The organism is Pseudidiomarina mangrovi, from assembly GCF_003999375.1.
GTDB classification, from domain to species: Bacteria; Pseudomonadota; Gammaproteobacteria; order Enterobacterales; family Alteromonadaceae; genus Pseudidiomarina; species Pseudidiomarina mangrovi.
Map to the genome: position 1 here is coordinate 307,071 of NZ_RJLC01000017.1, position 18,717 is coordinate 325,787.

Below are 18,717 nucleotides of genomic sequence, written 5' to 3' on the forward strand. Positions count from 1 at the left end.
CCATGAGCCAGCATGTAGCTAAGTTACGGAGCGATTATCGCGCTCCGGCGTATGTGATTGACACCGTCGAGCTAGAATTTCATTTGCATGATAGCGCTACTCGCGTGCTGAATACCATGCACATTCGCCGGGTCAGCGAGCAGCCGTTGCAACTGAACGGTGAGCATGTGCAGTTAGTCAACCTGTGGCTCGACGGTCACTTGTTGCAGCCGCATGAATACCAGCTTAGCGCTAACTTATTGCAGCTGCAGAACCTACCAGAGCAGTTTGTACTAAGCGTCGAAACTGTTATCAACCCAAGTGAGAATAGCGCGCTAGAAGGGCTGTATAAATCTGCTGGAGCGTTTTGTACGCAATGTGAAGCCGAGGGTTTCCGGCGTATTAGCTATTATCTGGATCGCCCTGATGTCTTGGCTGTTTTCACCACCACCATTTATGCCGATGCTAAGCAATTTCCCTACTTATTGAGTAATGGAAACCTGATTGAGCAGCGGCATTTGGATGATGGTCGCGCTATGGCGATATGGCATGATCCACATCCCAAACCCGCTTATTTATTTGCTTTAGTGGCGGGTGATTTTGACCGCATTGATGACGTGTTTGTGACCCAGTCAGGGCGTACCGTACAGCTACAAATTTATGTGGACCATGGTAATGCTGAACGGGCGCATTATGCAATGCAATCACTCAAGCGTGCTATGCGGTGGGATGAGCAGCGTTTTGGTTATGAATACGACTTAGATATTTACATGATTGTCGCTGTTGATTTCTTCAACATGGGCGCCATGGAAAATAAAGGGTTAAATATTTTTAACTCTAAGTACGTATTGGCTGATGCAAAAACCGCAACTGATCAGGATTTTATCAACGTCGAATCAGTAATCGGTCATGAATATTTTCATAATTGGACCGGGAACCGCATTACCTGTCGCGACTGGTTTCAGCTGAGCTTGAAAGAAGGCTTAACGGTGTTCCGCGATCAAGAATTTAGTGCCGATATGAGTTCGCCGGCAGTGCACCGTATTCAAGCCATCAAAGTGATTCGAAGCCATCAATTCAATGAAGATGCCAGCCCCATGGCGCATCCTATTCGGCCAGATAAAGTGGTCGAAATGAATAATTTTTATACCGTTACGGTCTATAACAAGGGTGCTGAGGTGATCCGTATGCAGCACTGCTTGTTGGGCGAGCAGGGCTTTATGCGTGGCATGCGTGCGTATACCGAACGCCACGATGGCCAAGCGGTCACCTGTGAAGATTTTATTCGCGCGATGGAGCAGGCTAATGACCGTGATTTAAGCCAATTTAGACGCTGGTATAGCCAAGCGGGAACGCCGCATGTGCAGGTGGAACAGCAGGCTACAGCCACGGGCTTTACGCTGACTTTTACCCAACAGACACCGGCAACTCCGGGACAAACCGATAAGCAGCCGCAGCATATTCCGGTGTTACTGAGCGCGTACGATGCTAACGGTGAGTTGTTGCCGCTTTACAGTGATGCACTGGTCAGGCATGAATCAGCAAGTTATTTATTTGAGTTGCGTGAGCGTCAGCAAACGATCACCATTACTTGTCGCGAGCAACGCCCAGTACTGGCGTTGTTTGAGAATTTTAGTGCGCCAGTAAAGCTTGAGTATCAGCAACACGAAGCTGACTTACTGGTGTTATTGGCCCATGCCAAGCAGCCGGTAACGCGCTGGGAAGCTGCGCAACGACTGTACACCGAGTTACTACTCGAAGCATTGCAGCACAATACCGCACCACAACTTAGTGACGCAGCTGTTAGCGCGCTACAACAGCTGTGTGGTGCTGATATCGATCCAGCGTTACGGGCCTTGGCATTAGTGCCACCAAGCCCAGAAGAACTCGCTGAACATTGTTCTGGGCTGATACCGGTTGAACAAATCGCCGTCGTATCACGGCAGTTACGCGACAGCATTGCATATGCTATTGCCGCGCCCTGTGCGCAGTTATATGTGCGGTATCGGCAAGCTCAGTATCAATTGAGCGCTGAGGCTATTGCGGCGCGCAGCTTGAGCAATTTAGCTTTGTATTATCTAAGTGCGGCCGCACCGAATGATGCCGCCACCTGGCAACGAGTGATGAGGCATTATCAGCAAGCCGATAACCTCACCGATCAATATGCCGCGCTGCAAACTGCGGTGCACTTACAATTGCCGATTGCCGCGCAGCTGTTGACTGAATTTGCCGAACAATGGCAGCAGCAACCGTTGGTGATGGATAAATGGTTTGCGGTGCAAGCACAAGTGCCAGCGGCAGAAACCGTCGAGCGGGTAGAGCAGTTGTTGCAGCATCCATTGTTTACTCTCGCTAACCCGAATCGGGTTTACGCACTGCTAGCCACCTTTGGTCGTAATTTGGTCAGTTTTCACCGTCAAGATGGTGCTGGCTATCGCATTTTTACCGCCGCTATCAAGCAATTAAATAGTAGTAATCCGCAAGTAGCAGCAAGGTTGATCACGCCGCTAACGCAGTGGCAACGGTTTTCCAATGAACGCCAACAATTGCTGCGACAGTTGCTTACTGAGTTACGTCAGCTGCCGAATTTAGCTGCCGATTTGGAAGAAAAGATCAACGCCAGCCTGAATTAGGTTCAGGCCGCGAAATTCGTGGTCTGAACACTATCCTTTACGCTTTTTAAGCATTGAATAGCGTAGCTAAATGTCCGACAATAGAGGCGCTCTCTCTTAATTGGTTACAAGGACACTAGCATGAACGCGTTTGGCGAAGGCCAGATCCCAGTGGTTTTGCAGAAGGTAGCCGATCTCATCACACAACGTGCGACTGATCGAGCCGATATTATCCGTGACTTTGCGATGAGGTTATTTAAGAACATCTCACCGGATGAACTGGCTCTGCGAAACGACAGTGACATGTATGGTGCGGTGATGGGGCTTTGGCACAGCTTCAACGAATACAAGTCCGGTAACAAAGCACTTATCAAAGTCTACAATCCAGACGTGGCCCGCCATGGCTGGGAGTCGGCGCATACCATTATTGAAATTATCCAGTTTGATATGCCGTTTATGGTCGATTCTGTGCGCATGGCGTTATCGCGGTTGGGTATCAACTCCCATCAATTACTGCATCTGCCAATCAGCCACAAGCGCGATAGTCAGGGTCGTATTACTGAATTATTGCGTGCTGGAACCCGGGGCGATAACGAGGTCGACACGGTATTTTTGGTGGAAGTGGATCGCCAGTCGAGCAAAGAAGCCATCGATAGCCTGAAAAAAGAACTGCAATCAGTGATGGAAGAAGTCACCTTAGCGGTTACCGACTGGCAGGCAATGCGTCAAAAGATGCTCGACGTGGCAGCACAATTGAGTGATATCAAATACCCCGGCGATGCGGCAAAACTTGAAGAAAGTCAGCGGTTTTTGCATTGGTTAGCGCAAGACAACTTCATGTTGTTAGGCTATCGCCGCTATGACTTGGCCGCGGTTGAAGGCGACTATGTGATTCGCCAGCAAGCAGACTCAAGCTTAGGCCTGATGCGCCGTTCGGCTAATAATAAAGAGCGCTTAGTGTCATCGTTACCTGAAATCACCCGCGAATTGACCTTTGACGACAACCTGTTAATGGTCACCAAAACCAACAGCAAGGCACGGGTTCATCGCCCAGCCTATGCCGACTACATCGGTGTGAAGCGCTTTGACAAAAAGGGTAGAGTGATCGGCGAAGACCGCTTCATTGGCCTATACGCTAGTAGCTTCTATAACAACAGCACCCGTGATGTGCCGTTAGTAGGCGAAAAAGTTCAGCGGGTCATGGATGCCTCGGGTTTTGCGCCACGCTCGCACGCCTCAAAGGCCCTATTAAACATTTTAGAAACCTACCCACGCGATGAGATTGTGCAAGCTAATGAAGCTGATTTGCTCGAAGTCGGGTTAGGTGTATTGCAGATGCAAGAACGCGACATGACCCGCGTGTTTGTGCGCCGTGATATTTTTGGTCGCTTTGCATCGTGTATGGTTTACGTGCCGAAAGAGCGCTACAACACCTTACTGCGGCAAAAGACCCAACAGGTACTCGCCAACACCTTTGCGAGCGCTGCTGATGTCGACTTTACCACTTATTTTTCCGAATCATCGCTGGCCCGCACCCATTACACCGTGCGTTTAGGTAACCAAGTACAGGATATCGACGTGAAAGAACTCGAGCAAAATTTGATTGAAGCGGCCCGTACCTGGGAAGATAATTTTGAACGTATTTTACGCAGCACCTTTGGTGAAGCACGTGCCAACGAGTTGAGTAAGCAGTATCACAATGCGTTCCCACGGGCCTATAAAGAAGAAGTATTGCCATCGGTAGCAATTGCAGACTTACAGCAACTTGAAGCGCTTGATGGTGAGCACAAGTTAGGGATGTTGTTCTATCGCTCGCGTGAAGAGAACGAAAGCAGCAAAAAAATTCGCTTGAAGCTATTTCACAAAGACGAACCGATTCATTTATCTGATGTGTTGCCGATGTTGGAAAACTTTGGCTTGCGTATTATCGGTGAAAGTCCTTATCAGATTAAAACCACTGACGGTCAATTAAATTGGATCCTTGATTTCCAGATGTTGCATAACAGCAGCAAGTTAAATCTGGAAGATATTCGTGATGTATTCCAAGATGCTTTTGCCAAGGTTTGGCAGGGACACTACGAAGACGACGGTTTTAACAAGCTGGTACTTAGTGCCGGATTAAACGGTCGCCAAGTGGTTATTTTGCGTATGTTTGCCAAATACATGCGGCAAATTGGCTCAACGTTTAGTCAGAGTTACATTGAGAGCGCGTTCGCTAAGTATCCATTGATTGCCAAATTGATCGTGAAGCTGTTCTACACCAAATTTGAACCTGCCACGAAGAACCGCAATAAGAAAATCGAAGCGTTAGAAGTACGTATTGGCGCTGAATTAGAGAACGTCGCGAACCTTGATGACGATCGAATCATTCGTCGTTATGTGGAATTAATTCTGGCCGCGCAACGTACCAACTTTTTCCAACCTGATCAGCATGGCAATGAAAAACCTTATATTTCGGTGAAATATATCCCTGAACTGATTCCAGAAATGCCGTTGCCGTTACCGAAGTTCGAAATCTTCGTGTACTCACCGCGGGTCGAAGGTGTTCACCTGCGCGGCGGTAAAGTAGCGCGCGGCGGATTACGTTGGTCAGATCGTCGTGAAGACTTCCGTACTGAAGTATTGGGCTTAGTGAAAGCACAACAGGTTAAAAATACAGTCATTGTTCCGGTTGGGGCTAAAGGTGGTTTCTTCTGTAAGCACCTGCCTGATGAGCGCGAAGCGTTCTTTGAAGAAGGTAAAGCCTGCTATCGTACCTTTATTCGTGCCTTACTCGATATCACCGATAACATTGTTAACGGCGAGATTGTGCCACCCGAGCACGTGGTGCGTCATGATGAGGATGACCCGTATTTAGTGGTTGCCGCTGATAAAGGTACTGCGACTTTCTCTGATATCGCCAATGGTATCTCTAACGAGTATCAATTCTGGCTTGGAGATGCGTTTGCTTCAGGTGGCTCAGTCGGTTATGACCATAAGAAAATGGCGATTACCGCGCGCGGTGCTTGGGAGTCAGTGAAGCGTCACTTCCGTGAAATCGGCATTGATTGTCAAACCACTGATTTCACTGCAGCAGGCATTGGTGATATGGCCGGTGACGTATTCGGTAACGGTATGTTGTTGTCGAAGCACACGCGCTTAGTCGCTGCCTTTAACCATATGCATATTTTTATCGACCCTGAGCCAGATGCGGCCAGCAGTTTCGCTGAACGCAAGCGCCTATTCGATATGCCGCGCTCAAGCTGGGACGACTATGATCGTAAATTAATCTCTAGTGGTGGTGGTATTTTCCTGCGTTCTGCCAAAGCCATTGAGCTGACCCCAGAAATGAAGAAATTATTCGGCTCACCGAAAAAGTCGATGACCCCCAACGAGCTCATTCGTGCCATTTTGGCAATGCCGGTCGACTTACTGTGGAACGGTGGTATCGGTACCTACGTGAAGAGCAGTAAAGAAAGTGATAGCGACGTGGGAGACCGCGCCAACGACGCCGTTCGGGTCAACGGTAGCGAGCTACGGGCCAAGATCGTAGGCGAAGGCGGTAACTTAGGCTTTACCCAATTAGGTCGTATTGAGTACGCGTTAGGTGGTGGACGCATCAACACCGATGCCATAGATAACGTGGGTGGCGTTGATTGTTCAGATAACGAAGTGAATATCAAGATATTGCTGAACGGTTCGATGGCCAATGGCGATATTACCCGTAAGCAACGCGATGAGTTGCTCTATGAAATGACTGATGAAGTTGCGCAGATTGTCATTCGCGACTGTTTCCGCCAATCACAATCTATTTCAGTAACTTGTTTACGCGGCCCAGACCAAATTAAAGAAATGCAGCGCTTTATTCACCATTTAGAGCGCGAGGGTTTGTTGAACCGTAGCCTCGAATATTTGCCGGATGATGACCAATTAGCCGAACGCCAGGCGCAAGGTAAAGGCTTAACACGCCCTGAAATTGCGGTGATCACCGCCTATGGCAAAATGGTACTGAAAGATCAGCTGTTAGATGATGCCGTATTGTCTGATCCATTCCATGCGCGCTCATTGATCAACGCCTTCCCGAAACCGTTGCAGGCACGTTTTGCCGAGGCCATGGAGTCGCACCCGTTACGCGGCCAGATTATTGCTACTCGGTTGGCGAATAATATCGTCAATGATATGGGCCCGAACTTTGTCTATCGCAAGCAGGACGCCACGGGTGCCAGTGTTGCCGAAGTCGCTAATGCTTATGTTGTTGCCCGCGAATGCTTGAACTTGCGGTCATTGATGGAAGAAATCGAGGCCGGCAATAATGTCATTCCAGCGGCAGTACAAAATCAGATGCTGTTCCTGATCCGTCGCGTTGTGCGTCGCGCAACACGCTGGTTCTTGCGTCATCGCAATCCACAATTGAAATCGATTCAAGACTACTTAGATTTCTATAAAGAAAGCTTTGATGACCTGCGCAAAAATGCCCTGAATTACGTGGTGCCAGAAGAACGCAAAGGTATTGAGCAAGCCATTGATAAACTGATCAAACAGGGCGTTCCAGAAGCCTTAGCGGCAAAAATCGGCATCCTAAGCACCGTATTCTCAGCAATGGATATCGCCGATATCGTGCATACCAGTGAGCGCTCGGTGCGTTTGGTTGCCGAAGCCTACTTCAAGTTAGGTGCGCGTATGCAGTTGCATTGGTTCTTAGAGCAAATCAACAGCTTACCGGTCGATAACCATTGGCAAGCCCTGGCGCGCGCAGCGTTCCGTGAAGAGCTTGATTGGCAGCAACGTTCCATCACCATGGGTATGTTACGTAATCGTGATGAATCCACCGACGCGGTTGAAATTCTCGATGCATGGTTTGCCCGTAACGCGAGTTATATCGACCGTTGGTTACAGATGGTGAACGATTTCCGTACTACGAAAACCCCTGAGTTTGCTAAATTCTCGGTGACGTTGCGTGAATTGACCTTGTTAAACCATAACTGCACGTCGATTTTGAACTAATGTACGCTTTAGTCCGACAGTGGTTATTTCGGCAAGACGCTGAGCAATCTCATGATTTTACTATGGCCTTGCTCAAGCGCTATGCACGTACCCCGTTGTCGCTCGCATGGCGACAGCGGGTGGTCAGCAAACCAGTGCAGGTGATGGGCATTGAGTTTCCCAATCCAGTCGGGTTAGCCGCGGGGTTGGATAAAAATGCCGATTGTATAACTGCATTTGCGCAAATGGGCTTTGGTTTTATCGAGGTCGGCACGGTAACACCGCGCCCGCAGTTAGGTAACGCCAAGCCACGCATGTTTCGCATCCCCACCAAACAGGCGCTGATTAACCGCATGGGGTTTAATAATCATGGCGTCGATTATTTAGTCGAACAAGTCCAACGCGCCAACTTCAAGGGTGTGTTAGGCATTAATATCGGCAAAAATAAAGATACTGCCGATGAGCATGCCATTGATGATTACCTGCATTGCATGCGCAAGGTTTACCGTTTCGCGAGTTATATCACCGTGAATATCTCGTCACCCAACACCCCAGGGTTACGTGCATTTCAGCACGGTGATGCGCTCGATAAATTGTTGGCGGCATTAAAAGCCGAGCAGGCGATATTGCAACGAGAACATAACCGTTATGTACCCTTAGCGGTAAAAATAGCGCCCGATTTAACCAGCGACGGTATCCGCGATATCGCCAACGCACTGTTGAAGCATGGTATCGATGGCGTCATTGCAACCAATACCACATTATCGCGTGATGCGGTGCAGGGGTTGCCTCATGCAGATGAAGCGGGGGGCTTAAGTGGTGCCGTGTTAGCTGAGGCAAGCACCCGTGTGGTAGCAGAACTCTATCAATTATTAGGCGAACAAATTCCTATTGTCGCTGTAGGTGGTATTGATAGTCTGGCTGCGGCACAGCAAAAATTTGCTGCTGGGGCAAAATTAGTTCAGCTCTATACTGGCTTTATTTATCGCGGCCCCGCACTGGTCAAAGAGATTGTTAACGGCTTGTAAGTCGAGCCATTTTTTATTATTGTAAAGACGCTTTTTAACCCACATTCAAACTATAAAAAGGGCTTTTAGTGCAGGCATCTCAGAACTGGCGTTGGGTGGTTAACCCAGATGATATGCAATTACGAATTTTGCTGGACCATCAGCAGCAGCACATCTGTCCCTACAAAACCTCTCGGTTAGTGCCTTTAGGGCCTCTGAATGCCAGTTTTTCAGTCGCCGATGCCGAGGCCTTTGAGCTGTTTTCAGAAGCCCTTGCCAGTTCCGCTGCATTAACCTCTGAAGTGATTGTTGCGGCAACCCTAAACTACCTGATTATGAGCCATTTTGGCCGTCCGCAAATGCCGCAAAGTTGGTATTTTCAGCAACAAGAAGCTGCCATTCAGTATCCCTTACAACTCGGTAGTCTGGTCGAACTGAACTCAGGTTTGGCTAGTGCAACCTTTGTGCTGATCAATCATAGTGATGACGTGAGTGAATGTATGCTGCTCGATGCCAGTATGGCGCTATCCGAGATCAAAACATTACACCAGTTTGATGTCATCAAGGTGCTTAACAACCGCCTTCAACCGTCGGCAGCCATGGGCAGTCTGTCTGCCGATAGCGTATTATTGCGGTTGGCATAATGAATGGTGGCATCCGCAGTTCTGGCTGGGCAATCTGTATTGCGGCGCTGTTAACTATGGCTGCTTGCACTGACGCAGCGGCTCCAGCTGACCCTACCACACTCACAGTGCGTATTCTTCATACCAGTGACATTCACGGTAAACTGACCGGTTATAATTATTTTTCGGCACGTGATGATGGTCAGCCTAGTTTGGTTCATGCTGCCGCTGTGATTGCTAAAGCGCGTGCGCAGCAAGCTAATACCATCCTCATTGATAACGGCGACTTAATCCAGGGCGATCCCCTTGCTGACTGGGCTATAAGCGCTGCAGATGAAAACGGTCATGCGATTATCACGGCCCTCAATAGCTTGCGTTATGATGTTGCCAACTTGGGTAATCACGAGTTTAATTTTGGCTTAGATAATCTGTATTTGGCCTATCAACAGGCGCAGTTTCCATTGCTCAGCAGCAATATAGCGTTTACCGACAGTGCGCCGTTGGCTTTGCGTGAGCGTGTGCAGCCATGGGTGATGCTACAACGCGACTTTGTTGATAGCGCAGGGCAATCACGGCTTCTAAAGATAGCCGTAATTGGTGTGGTACCGCCGCAAATTATGCAGTGGGATGCCAAATTGCTGATTGATCGCGTAATCGCCAGTGATATGGTCAGCGCTACCGCTAAAGGTATCGCTGAGGCACGTGCCGCGAACGCCGATGTGATTATCATAGCCGCCCATAGTGGTCTCCCTCGACCTACCCATGGTGCCAATAATACCGAGCAAGTGGTTGATAAATTGGCGCAACTTGAACATGTTGATGCCATTGTATTTGGCCATCAACATCAAGTTTTTCCGGGTGCCGGCAGCTATACCCATATCAGCGCTGCCGATGACCAGCGTGGCACCATTTATGGTGTGCCAGCAGTATCACCGGGGTATGGTGGCTCTCATGTTGGGCAAATCGACCTCACGCTGGAAGCCGTTAACGATGGCTGGAAAGTCGTGGACTTCTCTGTGCAAGCACTCGCCAGCGACGCAAAGCAGCTTGATACTCAACTGCTGCAACAGCTACAACAAGCTCACAATGCTACCCAACAGTATGTCCAGCAACCGGTTGGCGTTACGCAACAGCCGCTGAGCTATGCCACTGCGCGACTGGCACCGAGTAGTGGGGTACAATTCGTGCAACGGGCACAATTATGGTACGCACAGCAGCGTATGCAGCTGCCAGCGCAGTACGCTGATCTACCGTTATTAAGTGCTGCAGCGCCGTTTGATGCTGCCGCCGATAGCAACGAAGCCTACACCGAAATTAGTGCGGGGCAGGTGAGTTTGGGGCAAATAGCTGATTTGTATCGCTATCCGAATAGTCTCGATGTGGTTAAATTGAGCGGGCAACAGCTCAAGGATTGGCTCGAAGCCAGTGCTAACGCTTTTGTCAGCAGCGAGAATCCGAAGCAGCCGTGGTCGTGGGTTAACGGTAGTGTACCGCACTACAATTTCGATCATGTAATGGGCCTCAGTTATCGCATCGATCCTCGCCAACCCATCGGTCAGCGTATTACTCATTTACACGTTAAAGAGCAAGCTGTGTCAGCTGATCAGCAGTTTTTAGTGTTGGTCAATAGCTATCGGTCTAGCGGTGGCGGTGGTTTTCCTCATCTTGACGGCAGTACCATTGTGCTACAAAGCCCTGATCAGTTGCCCGATATATTGCGCTGGTATTTGAGCAGTTTTGACGCCGCCGGATATCCTCATGAAATCATCGAACATTGGTCCCTTTGTCCCGACGATAACTGCTAAAACGAACGAATAACGCACAAATACGTTAATTATTCGTATTACAATTTGGCATTTATTACACAATCCATTATAAAGTTAAGCATAGTTTACAAATTTAACGGACTAACAAGCGTTCAATCATGCCGGAATTTACCGTTTCAGTGGGGCGTTGCAGTCAAACCAATGATGTGGTCGTGGCCGATGCCAGTGTGTCACGGCAACATTTGCTATTGACCATTGACAGTGTCAACGCCATTCGGGTGCAAGATCGGCAATCGGCCTATGGTTCATTTTTTTGGGATGGCCAACAGTGGCAACCATTTCAACAGATTACGCTTTCAGCCAATGACTATATTGTTATTGGTAAAACCAAATTACGGCTGATGGAACTTATCATCGCTTATCAAATTCGATCTAGGAGCGAGTCGTTATGACCAATCTCGATAAAGAAGAATCCTATTACCGCTTGATTGTGTTACTGGCTTCTGCTTTTCTTGGTATTACCGTGATTGCGATCAGCGGCATGTTCACCTCGGCACAACCTGAGAATAGTACGGAACTGGTGTTAGCGGACGTACTCTTTGATCGTAGTGCAGCGATTTATCCGTTCACCATTCAGAATTTAATGTGGTTATTCTTCTTTATATGTGGCGGCGAGATCTGGGTACGATGGTTTCGCGGCAATCAGGAGTTCTCGCAATTAAGCCGCAACCTTCTTAGCGATGATGATGCCGTATTGTACCGTTCAAAAGATTTAGTTCCGATTTATAAAATGATTCAAGGTGACCGGGTTGGCCAGCAATTTTATCTTCAGCGTTTGATCAAACGCATCATCATGCAATTTCAAATCACGCAAAGTACAGACCAAGCGAACGGCCTCATGAATTCGTCGTTAGAGCTCATGCAACATGAAGTAGACCTCAAATATAATATGGTTCGCTACATGGTATGGCTGATACCAACCCTTGGCTTTATCGGTACCGTCGTTGGTATCGCGTTGGCGCTATCGAGCGCCGGTGAAATGCCAGATATTACCGATTCGGATGCCATTAAAGCATGGGTAGCGGTGATCACTATCAAGCTAGGCATTGCCTTCAATACCACCTTGGTGGCGCTGATTATGTCGGCAGCACTGGTATTTTGTATGAATATTGCCCAAGGCCGTGAAGAGCGTGCCTTGAACTTGATTGGTCAGTACTGCCTCGACCGCTTGGTCAATCGTCTTATCGCAACAGATTCCAGATAGTAAGGAGTAGCACCATGAGTTTTCGTTTAGGGCCAGATGGCAAGCCAATTGAAGTAGCAACAAGTTATGGTGACCGTGATAAAGGTCAAGCCAGCGAGCGTACAGTGCCGCCGAAAGGGGCCGGCGAAGCCGCCGCAACGCAACCCAATGGCGCTGCGACTAAACCACCGGCGGTGGATCTATTTAATCATATTGCTGGCGGTGCCACCGCACCACGGCCAGATATTCGCCCAGGGCAGATGGCGGTTACCCCTGAGCCACCAACGCGGCCAGTCAATGCGCCAGCAAGCTCTCATGATCCGGCTGGTACTCAGCCACCGGCCGGTGGTTGGCCTAATCAAGCGAATAAGGCAGCGGTTGCTGACGAAGCCAAAACGACGATTAATTTTGGTAAATCAGCTGGCAGCGATAGCGAAACCTTTGTTTGCGGCTGGTTTGTGGTCATTGATGGTCCAGGTAAAGGCAAAAGCCTCACTGTGGGGCCGGGACAAAGTGCCATTTCACGGTCACCGAGTGAGCGTATCGCTTTAAATTTTGGCGATTCGACCATTACCTCCAAACAGCAATTATTGGTGTTATTTGACGATGAAACTCGTGATTTTTACGTGGCTCCAGGGAATGGCTCCAGCTTAAACCGGCTGAACGGACAAATTATTGGCAGTCAGATGTTGCTAAAAACCGGCGACGTGGTGAAGGTTGGTGCGACAACGCTTCGTTTCGTTGCGTTTTGTGATAGCCAATTTAGTTGGAGTTAACTGGCATGTTGCAGCTGGATATTGGCTGGGCACAGAGTATTGGCAAACGCGACTATCAACAAGATGGTATTGCCAAAATGGTATGGCCAAATGGCTTTGCCTTGGCAGTGCTATCTGATGGCATGGGTGGCGCAGTACACGGCGAAATTGCTAGCCAAGAAATACTAAAAGGCTTTACCGACAGCTTTTGTGCCAGTGAAGAAGACGACCTCGATGTGCGCTTGCATGATAGTGTGCTAGCCACCAATGAACACATTGCTCGTTATATTGAGGCGGAACCAGCTTGTCATGGCATGGGCGGAACCCTGGTTGCGACGGCCTTTACCGGTGAGCATCTTTACTGGGCTAGCGTCGGAGATAGTCCGCTATGGCTGCTGCGCGGCAATCGTATTACTCGCATTAATCAAGACCATTCAAAGAAGGCTGAATTACAGCAATTGGTAGCAGCCGGAATGATGGCTGAAGAAGACATTGCCGTGCATCCGCAACGTAACCAGCTAACCTCGGCAGTCATGGGGTTTAACATTGAAAGTATCGATGTGAATCACTTAACACTGCAATCAGACGATCTTTTATTGGTGGCCAGTGATGGTGTAGAAACTATCGCTGAAGATGATTTATTAACCTTATGTACAACGTTGGTGGTGGACCATTCGGTGCAGACCATTGCCGAACAAATTATTGCCTTTGTCGAACACTTAGACCGAGCTTACCAAGATAATGCGACGGTTATGGTGCTGAAGTTTAGTCAACCAGCCGCAGCGGAAACGGAACAAGGACCTGTAGCATGAAAATTAGCCCTACCTTTGCCTTAACTATGCTGGCCAGCAGCTTATTCATCGCGCCTCACGCGAAGGCCGATTATGTCTATGCTATGCATATTGAGCGTGGCAATAGCCGTATCATTGAAGCATTGGCGACCAAGGTAAATGATACTCAGTTTGTCACCGATGCCGAACTAGTTTCGGGCGCGGATAAAATTTTCTTATTGGATTCGTCGGTTACTCCGGTAGCGAAAGTGCTGGCTACCGTCAGTTTTGTCGATAAGCAAAATCGCCTTGCCGTGTTAACCGCAAGCAGCGTTAACGGCAAAGCGGTGACTATTGCGTTGAATCCACAAGGTCCGACTCGCCAGATAAGCTTGTTATTGGGTGGTAGTCAATCGGATTCAGTTGTTCAGCGTTACGAGCCCAAAAAAGATTTAGCGGTAGGGCCACTCTACGTGCATACCATGCGCTACACCGATAAACAGTGGGCGGCACCGCTAGTCAACAACTGTGGCGAATTATTGGGTATCAGTGTTTACGAATCGGGTGTATTCAGCCGCATGAATTTACCGGAAATATTCGCTTATGCGACTGGAACCGCGCAGTTAAAGTCGGTATTGGATGCCGGCAAAGTAAGCTACACCGTCGCCACCGATGTCTGCTTGTCTGATATTGAGCTGGCCGAGAAAAATGCTGAAGAGGCACGCAAAAAAGTAGAAGAGGCACAAAAAGAGTTAGAACAGGCCGATAAAGAAGCGCAAGAAAAATTAGAAGCGGCTAAGAAAGAAGCTGAAGCAGAGTTAGAAAAACAACGTTTAGAATTAGAAAAAGCAAAAACTGAAGCGGACGATGTCGCCAAAAAGACCGCTGAGGAACTCGAAAAGGCACGCTTAGAATTAGAGCAATTAGAGAAAGATCGGGAAAAAGTTAACGAAGATATCGAACGTTTAGAACAAGAGAAAAAATCAGCTGAGGAAGCCAAGCAACTGGGTGACCAGCAAAAGATCTATTTAGCGGCAGGCGCTGCAGCGGTCTTCTTGATTGGTTTGATTATTTTCCTGATGGTTCTTCGTAAACGCCGCGCCGCGATCGCCGAGCGCGAGCAACAGCTCCAGCAAAAGCAACGTGAAGCCAGCGGCTTAGAGCATGAAAAGCAGCAGTTATCGGCTGAACTGCAGCAGCTGCACCGCACCTTCAACGACATTCTATTGGATGGTGTTGCCAGCGACGGCCGTACTGCGCGCATCAAAATAAGCGGTAAAGCGTTAGCGCAGCAGGGTGTACAAGTTATTGGGCGAGAGAGCACCCAAGTTGATTATGCCCTCGCTGAGGCAGAAATTTCACGTAAACATGTGCAGATTATTCTGCGTGATAACCGTGTTTATGTGGAGGATCTGAAGAGCCAAAATGGCAGTTGGGTTAATAATCAGGCATTGATCCCGCATCAGCCGGTGGAGCTAACACAAGGCGCGCAGCTGAAGTTAAGTTCATTTACCTTTACTGTGACCTTTTTATAAGCGACCACTGACACAACCGTGAGGACCAGCGCTGATGAAAATTAAAAATAGGGATATCAATATTTTTAGTATGTCGGCGCTGGATCTATTTGCCTCAGGCATGGGGGCATTTATTTTGCTCGCGGTTATCGCCTTGCCGTTCTTTGGAAATGTCTCGAAAATCCCAACTGAAGCGCCGCTGGAATGCCCTAAACCTATTGTTTGTCCGAAGCCCGTACCGTGCGAGGTTTGTCCACCGCCGACACCACCGGGTTTTAAAAAGCTCGAGAAGCTCGACATCGTAGTGGTTCTGGATATATCGGGCAGTATGGGTGACGAAATAGCCAGTTTGAAAGCGGAAATTCGCGACATTGGCGCCTTATTGGATCGACTCTCAGAGCAAGCCGCTTTGCGTATTGTAGTGTTTGGCGACGATGACTTTGATCAGCCGGTAACCCATTATCCGCTGACCTTGGTGAGTAATTTGGCTCAAATTGAGAGTTACATTAATTCAATTTATGTCGATATTGGTATGGGGCGTGGCAGCAATACCCGTGAAGGCGAGTCGGTGTTTCCCGGTATGAACGAAGCCTATCGAAGCGCATTTCGGCCCGAAGCGAGTAAAACGGTGATAGTTCTGCTGACCGATGATAAACCCCATGTGGGTCATGAGCCCCGCTTGAACGATGCCACACGGCAATTTGTGTCCATTGGCAACCGCTCGGTGTCGGTACGCTACTCAGGTTCTGATGCTAATCAACGCAATTATTATGAGCAATTAACACGTATTGGCGGTGGCACCTTTATGGGCGATCAAAATGGCTCGCTAACGGCAGCCCTGTTGCTTGCCTTATTGCCGCCGTAGTCGATGACATAGACGCTTATGAGCGAATTACAGCCAGGTAGCAGCATACATCGTTACGAAATTATTAAAGTGCTGGGGAGCGGGGCGTTCGGTGTTGTTTATTTAGTCCGACACAAAAGCCTAGATTACCAAGTTGTGATTAAAGAGTACTTGCCGCGCACGCTGGCACATCGGGTTCAGGGTAAGGTAGTACCGTTGCAAGCTAATGTTGAAACCATATTTGAACAATCGCTGCTGCGATTCAAGCAGGAATGCGAAACTCTGCTAACCTTGAATCATCCGAATATTGTCTATGTGTATGACTGTTTTTACGATGGTGGCACGGCGTACATGGTGATGCATAAGGAAAGCGGTAATACCTTGTGGGAAAGTTACGCTGAACAGGTTCAACAACAGCAACGTGCGCTGGCATGGCGACAATTACAACCGATCATGCCAGGGGTGCTCAGCGGGTTACAGTACATGCATGAACGTGAACTGATTCATCGTGATATTAAGCCAGGTAACATATTTTTGCGGGCTGGGCAGCGTATTCACCCATTATTGATTGACTTCGGTGCGGTAAAAGTTGGTAAAGGCTTTAGCAGTGCTTATGCACAGAATACGCCAGTTTACGCTGCGTTAGAGCAAGATTACGATATTCACCCAATCGGGCCATGGACGGATGTTCATGCCATTGGCGTTATGCTCACTGAACTGCTGACAGGGCAACGGCCTTTATCGGCCTATGAGCGGCAGCAGCAGGTAGCAGCGGGAGTGACTGACCCAATTGTGACCATTATCGATGAAATCGCTGCTCGGGAGGGCGCCCAGTTAGCGCAAGCATTACTGCACGCTACGCAGCTGCATCCGCAACAGCGGTTGCAGACTATTGAACAGTTACAACGAGCATTAACCCATTAACCTAGTTTGGTGCAGGAGTCGCACATGACCACCACGACCACAGTCGTTTTAGAATTATCCGAGCAAGGCGGGCGAGATTATAATCAAGATCGACTGATCGTGCTGCAAGACACTGACTCAGGCGACTTTATTGCGCTAGTGAGTGATGGCGTTGGTGGGACGGCTAAAGGTGAAGTTGCCGCTGAATGTTTAACTACCGTGGCGGCTCAGGTCTGGCAGCAACGTAGTGAGTTTGCATCGCTGCAACAATTGCTGCAGGCACTATTTGAGCAGGGTAATGCAGCAATTGCCGCAGCCAACGCCGCTGGTACCAACACCGCTGCGACACTGGTTGCCTTGGCAGCTCGTGGCGGCGAGGTGATGTCGGTTCATGCTGGAGATTCGCGAATCTATCAATGTCGCGATAATAAGGTTGTTAAGGTCACCCAAGATCATTCCTTGGCGTATGCTAAGTTTAAGCTTGGTGAAATTACTGAAGAACAAATTGCCACTCATCCGGGGCAAAGCCAGCTCTTGAATTGTATGACCGGTCACAGCGATGTGCATGCTGAATACAGTGAGTGGCAGGTGGCTGTCGGCGATTATTTTGTGCTCTGTAGCGATGGTTTTTGGGAATTATTTCCACAAACTGAAATGGCGCCACTCGCTGGCAATGAAAATCGGCAGTTTGTCATCGCCAATCGGCTTGAACAAATGTTGCAACAGCATCCACGCCATGACAATACCAGCGCGGTATTTATTCATTGTGGTAGCGGCTTTGCCGCGCAGCAAACGGAAACTACGAACGGCACTAGTCATCAATCAAGTGCAGCTGTGGTCAAGCCGTCCAATGACACAAGCAGCGGCAATAAACGTTGGGCTGTGATGATTATTGTGGCTGCTGCCATTGCTATCGCTGCCTTGTTGTTTTGGCCGCAACAGCTCGACCAGAACGGTTCGCCACCAGTCGTTGAACCTCAGCAGCAACAGCCGATTGAGGAGCCAGATAACGATCCGCCTGAACCCAAAGATCAGCCAACGCAACCACAACAACCCGAGCAACCGCAAGAACAACCAAAAAGTGAGCCGCCGCCAGCAGAACCTACTGAGCAGGAGCAGCCTGTAGACGAGAATGCACCGCCCGTTGCAAGCTCAGACTCCAGTAGCGAACAAGAAGGTGGTAGCGGCGATAATCCCACCGAGCAATTAGGTCGCCGCTTGAATGAGGCTCCGCGGGATACTATCCCAAGCGATGGTAGTCGCCCAGATATCGATGTACTCGAAGACCATTTACGTGACGGCGGGGTAATCACCGAACAAAGTGAATTAGAGCAAACCAACGAGAGTAAAGATGAGCTCGCACATATTGTTACAGTACAATTAATGGTGCACAACACGCCAGTATTCGGTGCCGTCGTTCGCTACTTAAAAACCGCAACAGGCATGCAACTGGTCAGTGGTCGGCTGGCTTATCTAGACGATATGCCCAGTCAACCAAGTAACTCATTCGATGCCTGTTTCGAGCGTTATCAGCAACAGCAACAAGCCAGTGGTGAAACCGTCACGATTATGCGTGATAGTCAACCGACACTATATATTGATGCGGGAGACTCAATTTATTTCTGGTCGATTCGAGTAGTGCAATCACAATCACCAAGCCTAGTCGATTTACATTTGCGCGATGACAGCTGTGATGCATTGCGAATATTACCGCTGCAAGTATCAGGTCAGTGAGTATG

13 protein-coding genes are annotated in these 18,717 nt (G+C 48.9%); all 13 read left to right on the top strand.

Annotated features, from left to right (window positions below; all coding sequences use genetic code 11):
• Positions 1-2 precede the first annotated feature (2 nt).
• Positions 3-2,612, top strand: a complete 2,610-nt coding sequence (gene pepN / locus EFO84_RS10780; RefSeq protein ID WP_127348063.1) for an aminopeptidase N — start codon at positions 3-5, stop codon at positions 2,610-2,612.
• 120 nt (positions 2,613-2,732) lie between these two features.
• A complete protein-coding gene (locus EFO84_RS10785; protein ID WP_127348064.1) occupies positions 2,733-7,574 on the top strand; it encodes an NAD-glutamate dehydrogenase in 4,842 nt (1,613 codons plus the stop codon).
• Positions 7,574-8,581, top strand: coding sequence for a quinone-dependent dihydroorotate dehydrogenase (locus tag EFO84_RS10790; protein ID WP_127348065.1), 1,008 nt, complete (start codon positions 7,574-7,576; stop codon positions 8,579-8,581). Before EFO84_RS10785 ends, EFO84_RS10790 begins: the two co-directional genes overlap by 1 nt.
• A gap of 68 nt (positions 8,582-8,649) precedes the next feature.
• A complete protein-coding gene (locus EFO84_RS10795) occupies positions 8,650-9,204 on the top strand; it encodes a cell division protein ZapC domain-containing protein (RefSeq protein ID WP_127348066.1) in 555 nt (184 codons plus the stop codon).
• Positions 9,204-10,988 (top strand): bifunctional 2',3'-cyclic-nucleotide 2'-phosphodiesterase/3'-nucleotidase, encoded by a 1,785-nt coding sequence (locus tag EFO84_RS10800; RefSeq protein ID WP_127348067.1) that lies wholly within the window; start codon positions 9,204-9,206, stop codon positions 10,986-10,988. Before EFO84_RS10795 ends, EFO84_RS10800 begins: the two co-directional genes overlap by 1 nt.
• A 119-nt stretch (positions 10,989-11,107) precedes the next feature.
• Positions 11,108-11,401, top strand: a complete 294-nt coding sequence (locus EFO84_RS10805) for an FHA domain-containing protein (RefSeq protein ID WP_127348068.1) — start codon at positions 11,108-11,110, stop codon at positions 11,399-11,401.
• A complete protein-coding gene (locus EFO84_RS10810; RefSeq protein WP_127348069.1) occupies positions 11,398-12,213 on the top strand; it encodes a MotA/TolQ/ExbB proton channel family protein in 816 nt (271 codons plus the stop codon). The genes EFO84_RS10805 and EFO84_RS10810 overlap by 4 nt, the downstream gene beginning before the upstream one ends.
• Before the next feature lie 14 nt (positions 12,214-12,227).
• The gene (locus EFO84_RS10815; RefSeq protein ID WP_127348070.1) at positions 12,228-12,968 is read left to right on the top strand and encodes an FHA domain-containing protein; all 741 of its coding nucleotides are present in this window, start codon (positions 12,228-12,230) and stop codon (positions 12,966-12,968) included.
• A gap of 5 nt (positions 12,969-12,973) precedes the next feature.
• Complete coding sequence (locus tag EFO84_RS10820; RefSeq protein WP_127348071.1) at positions 12,974-13,759, top strand: PP2C family protein-serine/threonine phosphatase; 786 nt, start codon at positions 12,974-12,976, stop codon at positions 13,757-13,759.
• A complete protein-coding gene (locus EFO84_RS10825; protein ID WP_127348072.1) occupies positions 13,756-15,252 on the top strand; it encodes an FHA domain-containing protein in 1,497 nt (498 codons plus the stop codon). The genes EFO84_RS10820 and EFO84_RS10825 overlap by 4 nt, the downstream gene beginning before the upstream one ends.
• Before the next feature lie 34 nt (positions 15,253-15,286).
• Complete coding sequence (locus EFO84_RS10830) at positions 15,287-16,096, top strand: vWA domain-containing protein (protein ID WP_127348073.1); 810 nt, start codon at positions 15,287-15,289, stop codon at positions 16,094-16,096.
• A gap of 18 nt (positions 16,097-16,114) precedes the next feature.
• Entirely contained in the window at positions 16,115-16,999 is an 885-nt protein-coding gene (locus EFO84_RS10835) for a serine/threonine protein kinase (protein ID WP_127348074.1), read from the top strand.
• A gap of 24 nt (positions 17,000-17,023) precedes the next feature.
• On the top strand, positions 17,024-18,712 hold the full coding sequence (locus tag EFO84_RS10840; protein ID WP_127348075.1) for a PP2C family protein-serine/threonine phosphatase: 1,689 nt from the start codon (positions 17,024-17,026) through the stop codon (positions 18,710-18,712).
• Positions 18,713-18,717 lie beyond the last annotated feature (5 nt).

What these genes read in the sequence shown, in the direction of transcription:
- EFO84_RS10785 (WP_127348064.1), top strand. Translation starts at nt 2,733, where the DNA reads ATGAACGCGTTTGGCGAAGGCCAGATCCCAGTGGTTTTGCAGAAGGTA.
- EFO84_RS10805 (WP_127348068.1), top strand. Translation starts at nt 11,108, where the DNA reads ATGCCGGAATTTACCGTTTCAGTGGGGCGTTGCAGTCAAACCAATGAT.
- EFO84_RS10800 (WP_127348067.1), top strand. Translation starts at nt 9,204, where the DNA reads ATGAATGGTGGCATCCGCAGTTCTGGCTGGGCAATCTGTATTGCGGCG.
- EFO84_RS10830 (WP_127348073.1), top strand. Translation starts at nt 15,287, where the DNA reads ATGAAAATTAAAAATAGGGATATCAATATTTTTAGTATGTCGGCGCTG.
- EFO84_RS10820 (WP_127348071.1), top strand. Translation starts at nt 12,974, where the DNA reads ATGTTGCAGCTGGATATTGGCTGGGCACAGAGTATTGGCAAACGCGAC.
- EFO84_RS10810 (WP_127348069.1), top strand. Translation starts at nt 11,398, where the DNA reads ATGACCAATCTCGATAAAGAAGAATCCTATTACCGCTTGATTGTGTTA.
- EFO84_RS10840 (WP_127348075.1), top strand. Translation starts at nt 17,024, where the DNA reads ATGACCACCACGACCACAGTCGTTTTAGAATTATCCGAGCAAGGCGGG.
- EFO84_RS10815 (WP_127348070.1), top strand. Translation starts at nt 12,228, where the DNA reads ATGAGTTTTCGTTTAGGGCCAGATGGCAAGCCAATTGAAGTAGCAACA.
- pepN (WP_127348063.1), top strand. Translation starts at nt 3, where the DNA reads ATGAGCCAGCATGTAGCTAAGTTACGGAGCGATTATCGCGCTCCGGCG.
- EFO84_RS10835 (WP_127348074.1), top strand. Translation starts at nt 16,115, where the DNA reads ATGAGCGAATTACAGCCAGGTAGCAGCATACATCGTTACGAAATTATT.
- EFO84_RS10825 (WP_127348072.1), top strand. Translation starts at nt 13,756, where the DNA reads ATGAAAATTAGCCCTACCTTTGCCTTAACTATGCTGGCCAGCAGCTTA.
- EFO84_RS10790 (WP_127348065.1), top strand. Translation starts at nt 7,574, where the DNA reads ATGTACGCTTTAGTCCGACAGTGGTTATTTCGGCAAGACGCTGAGCAA.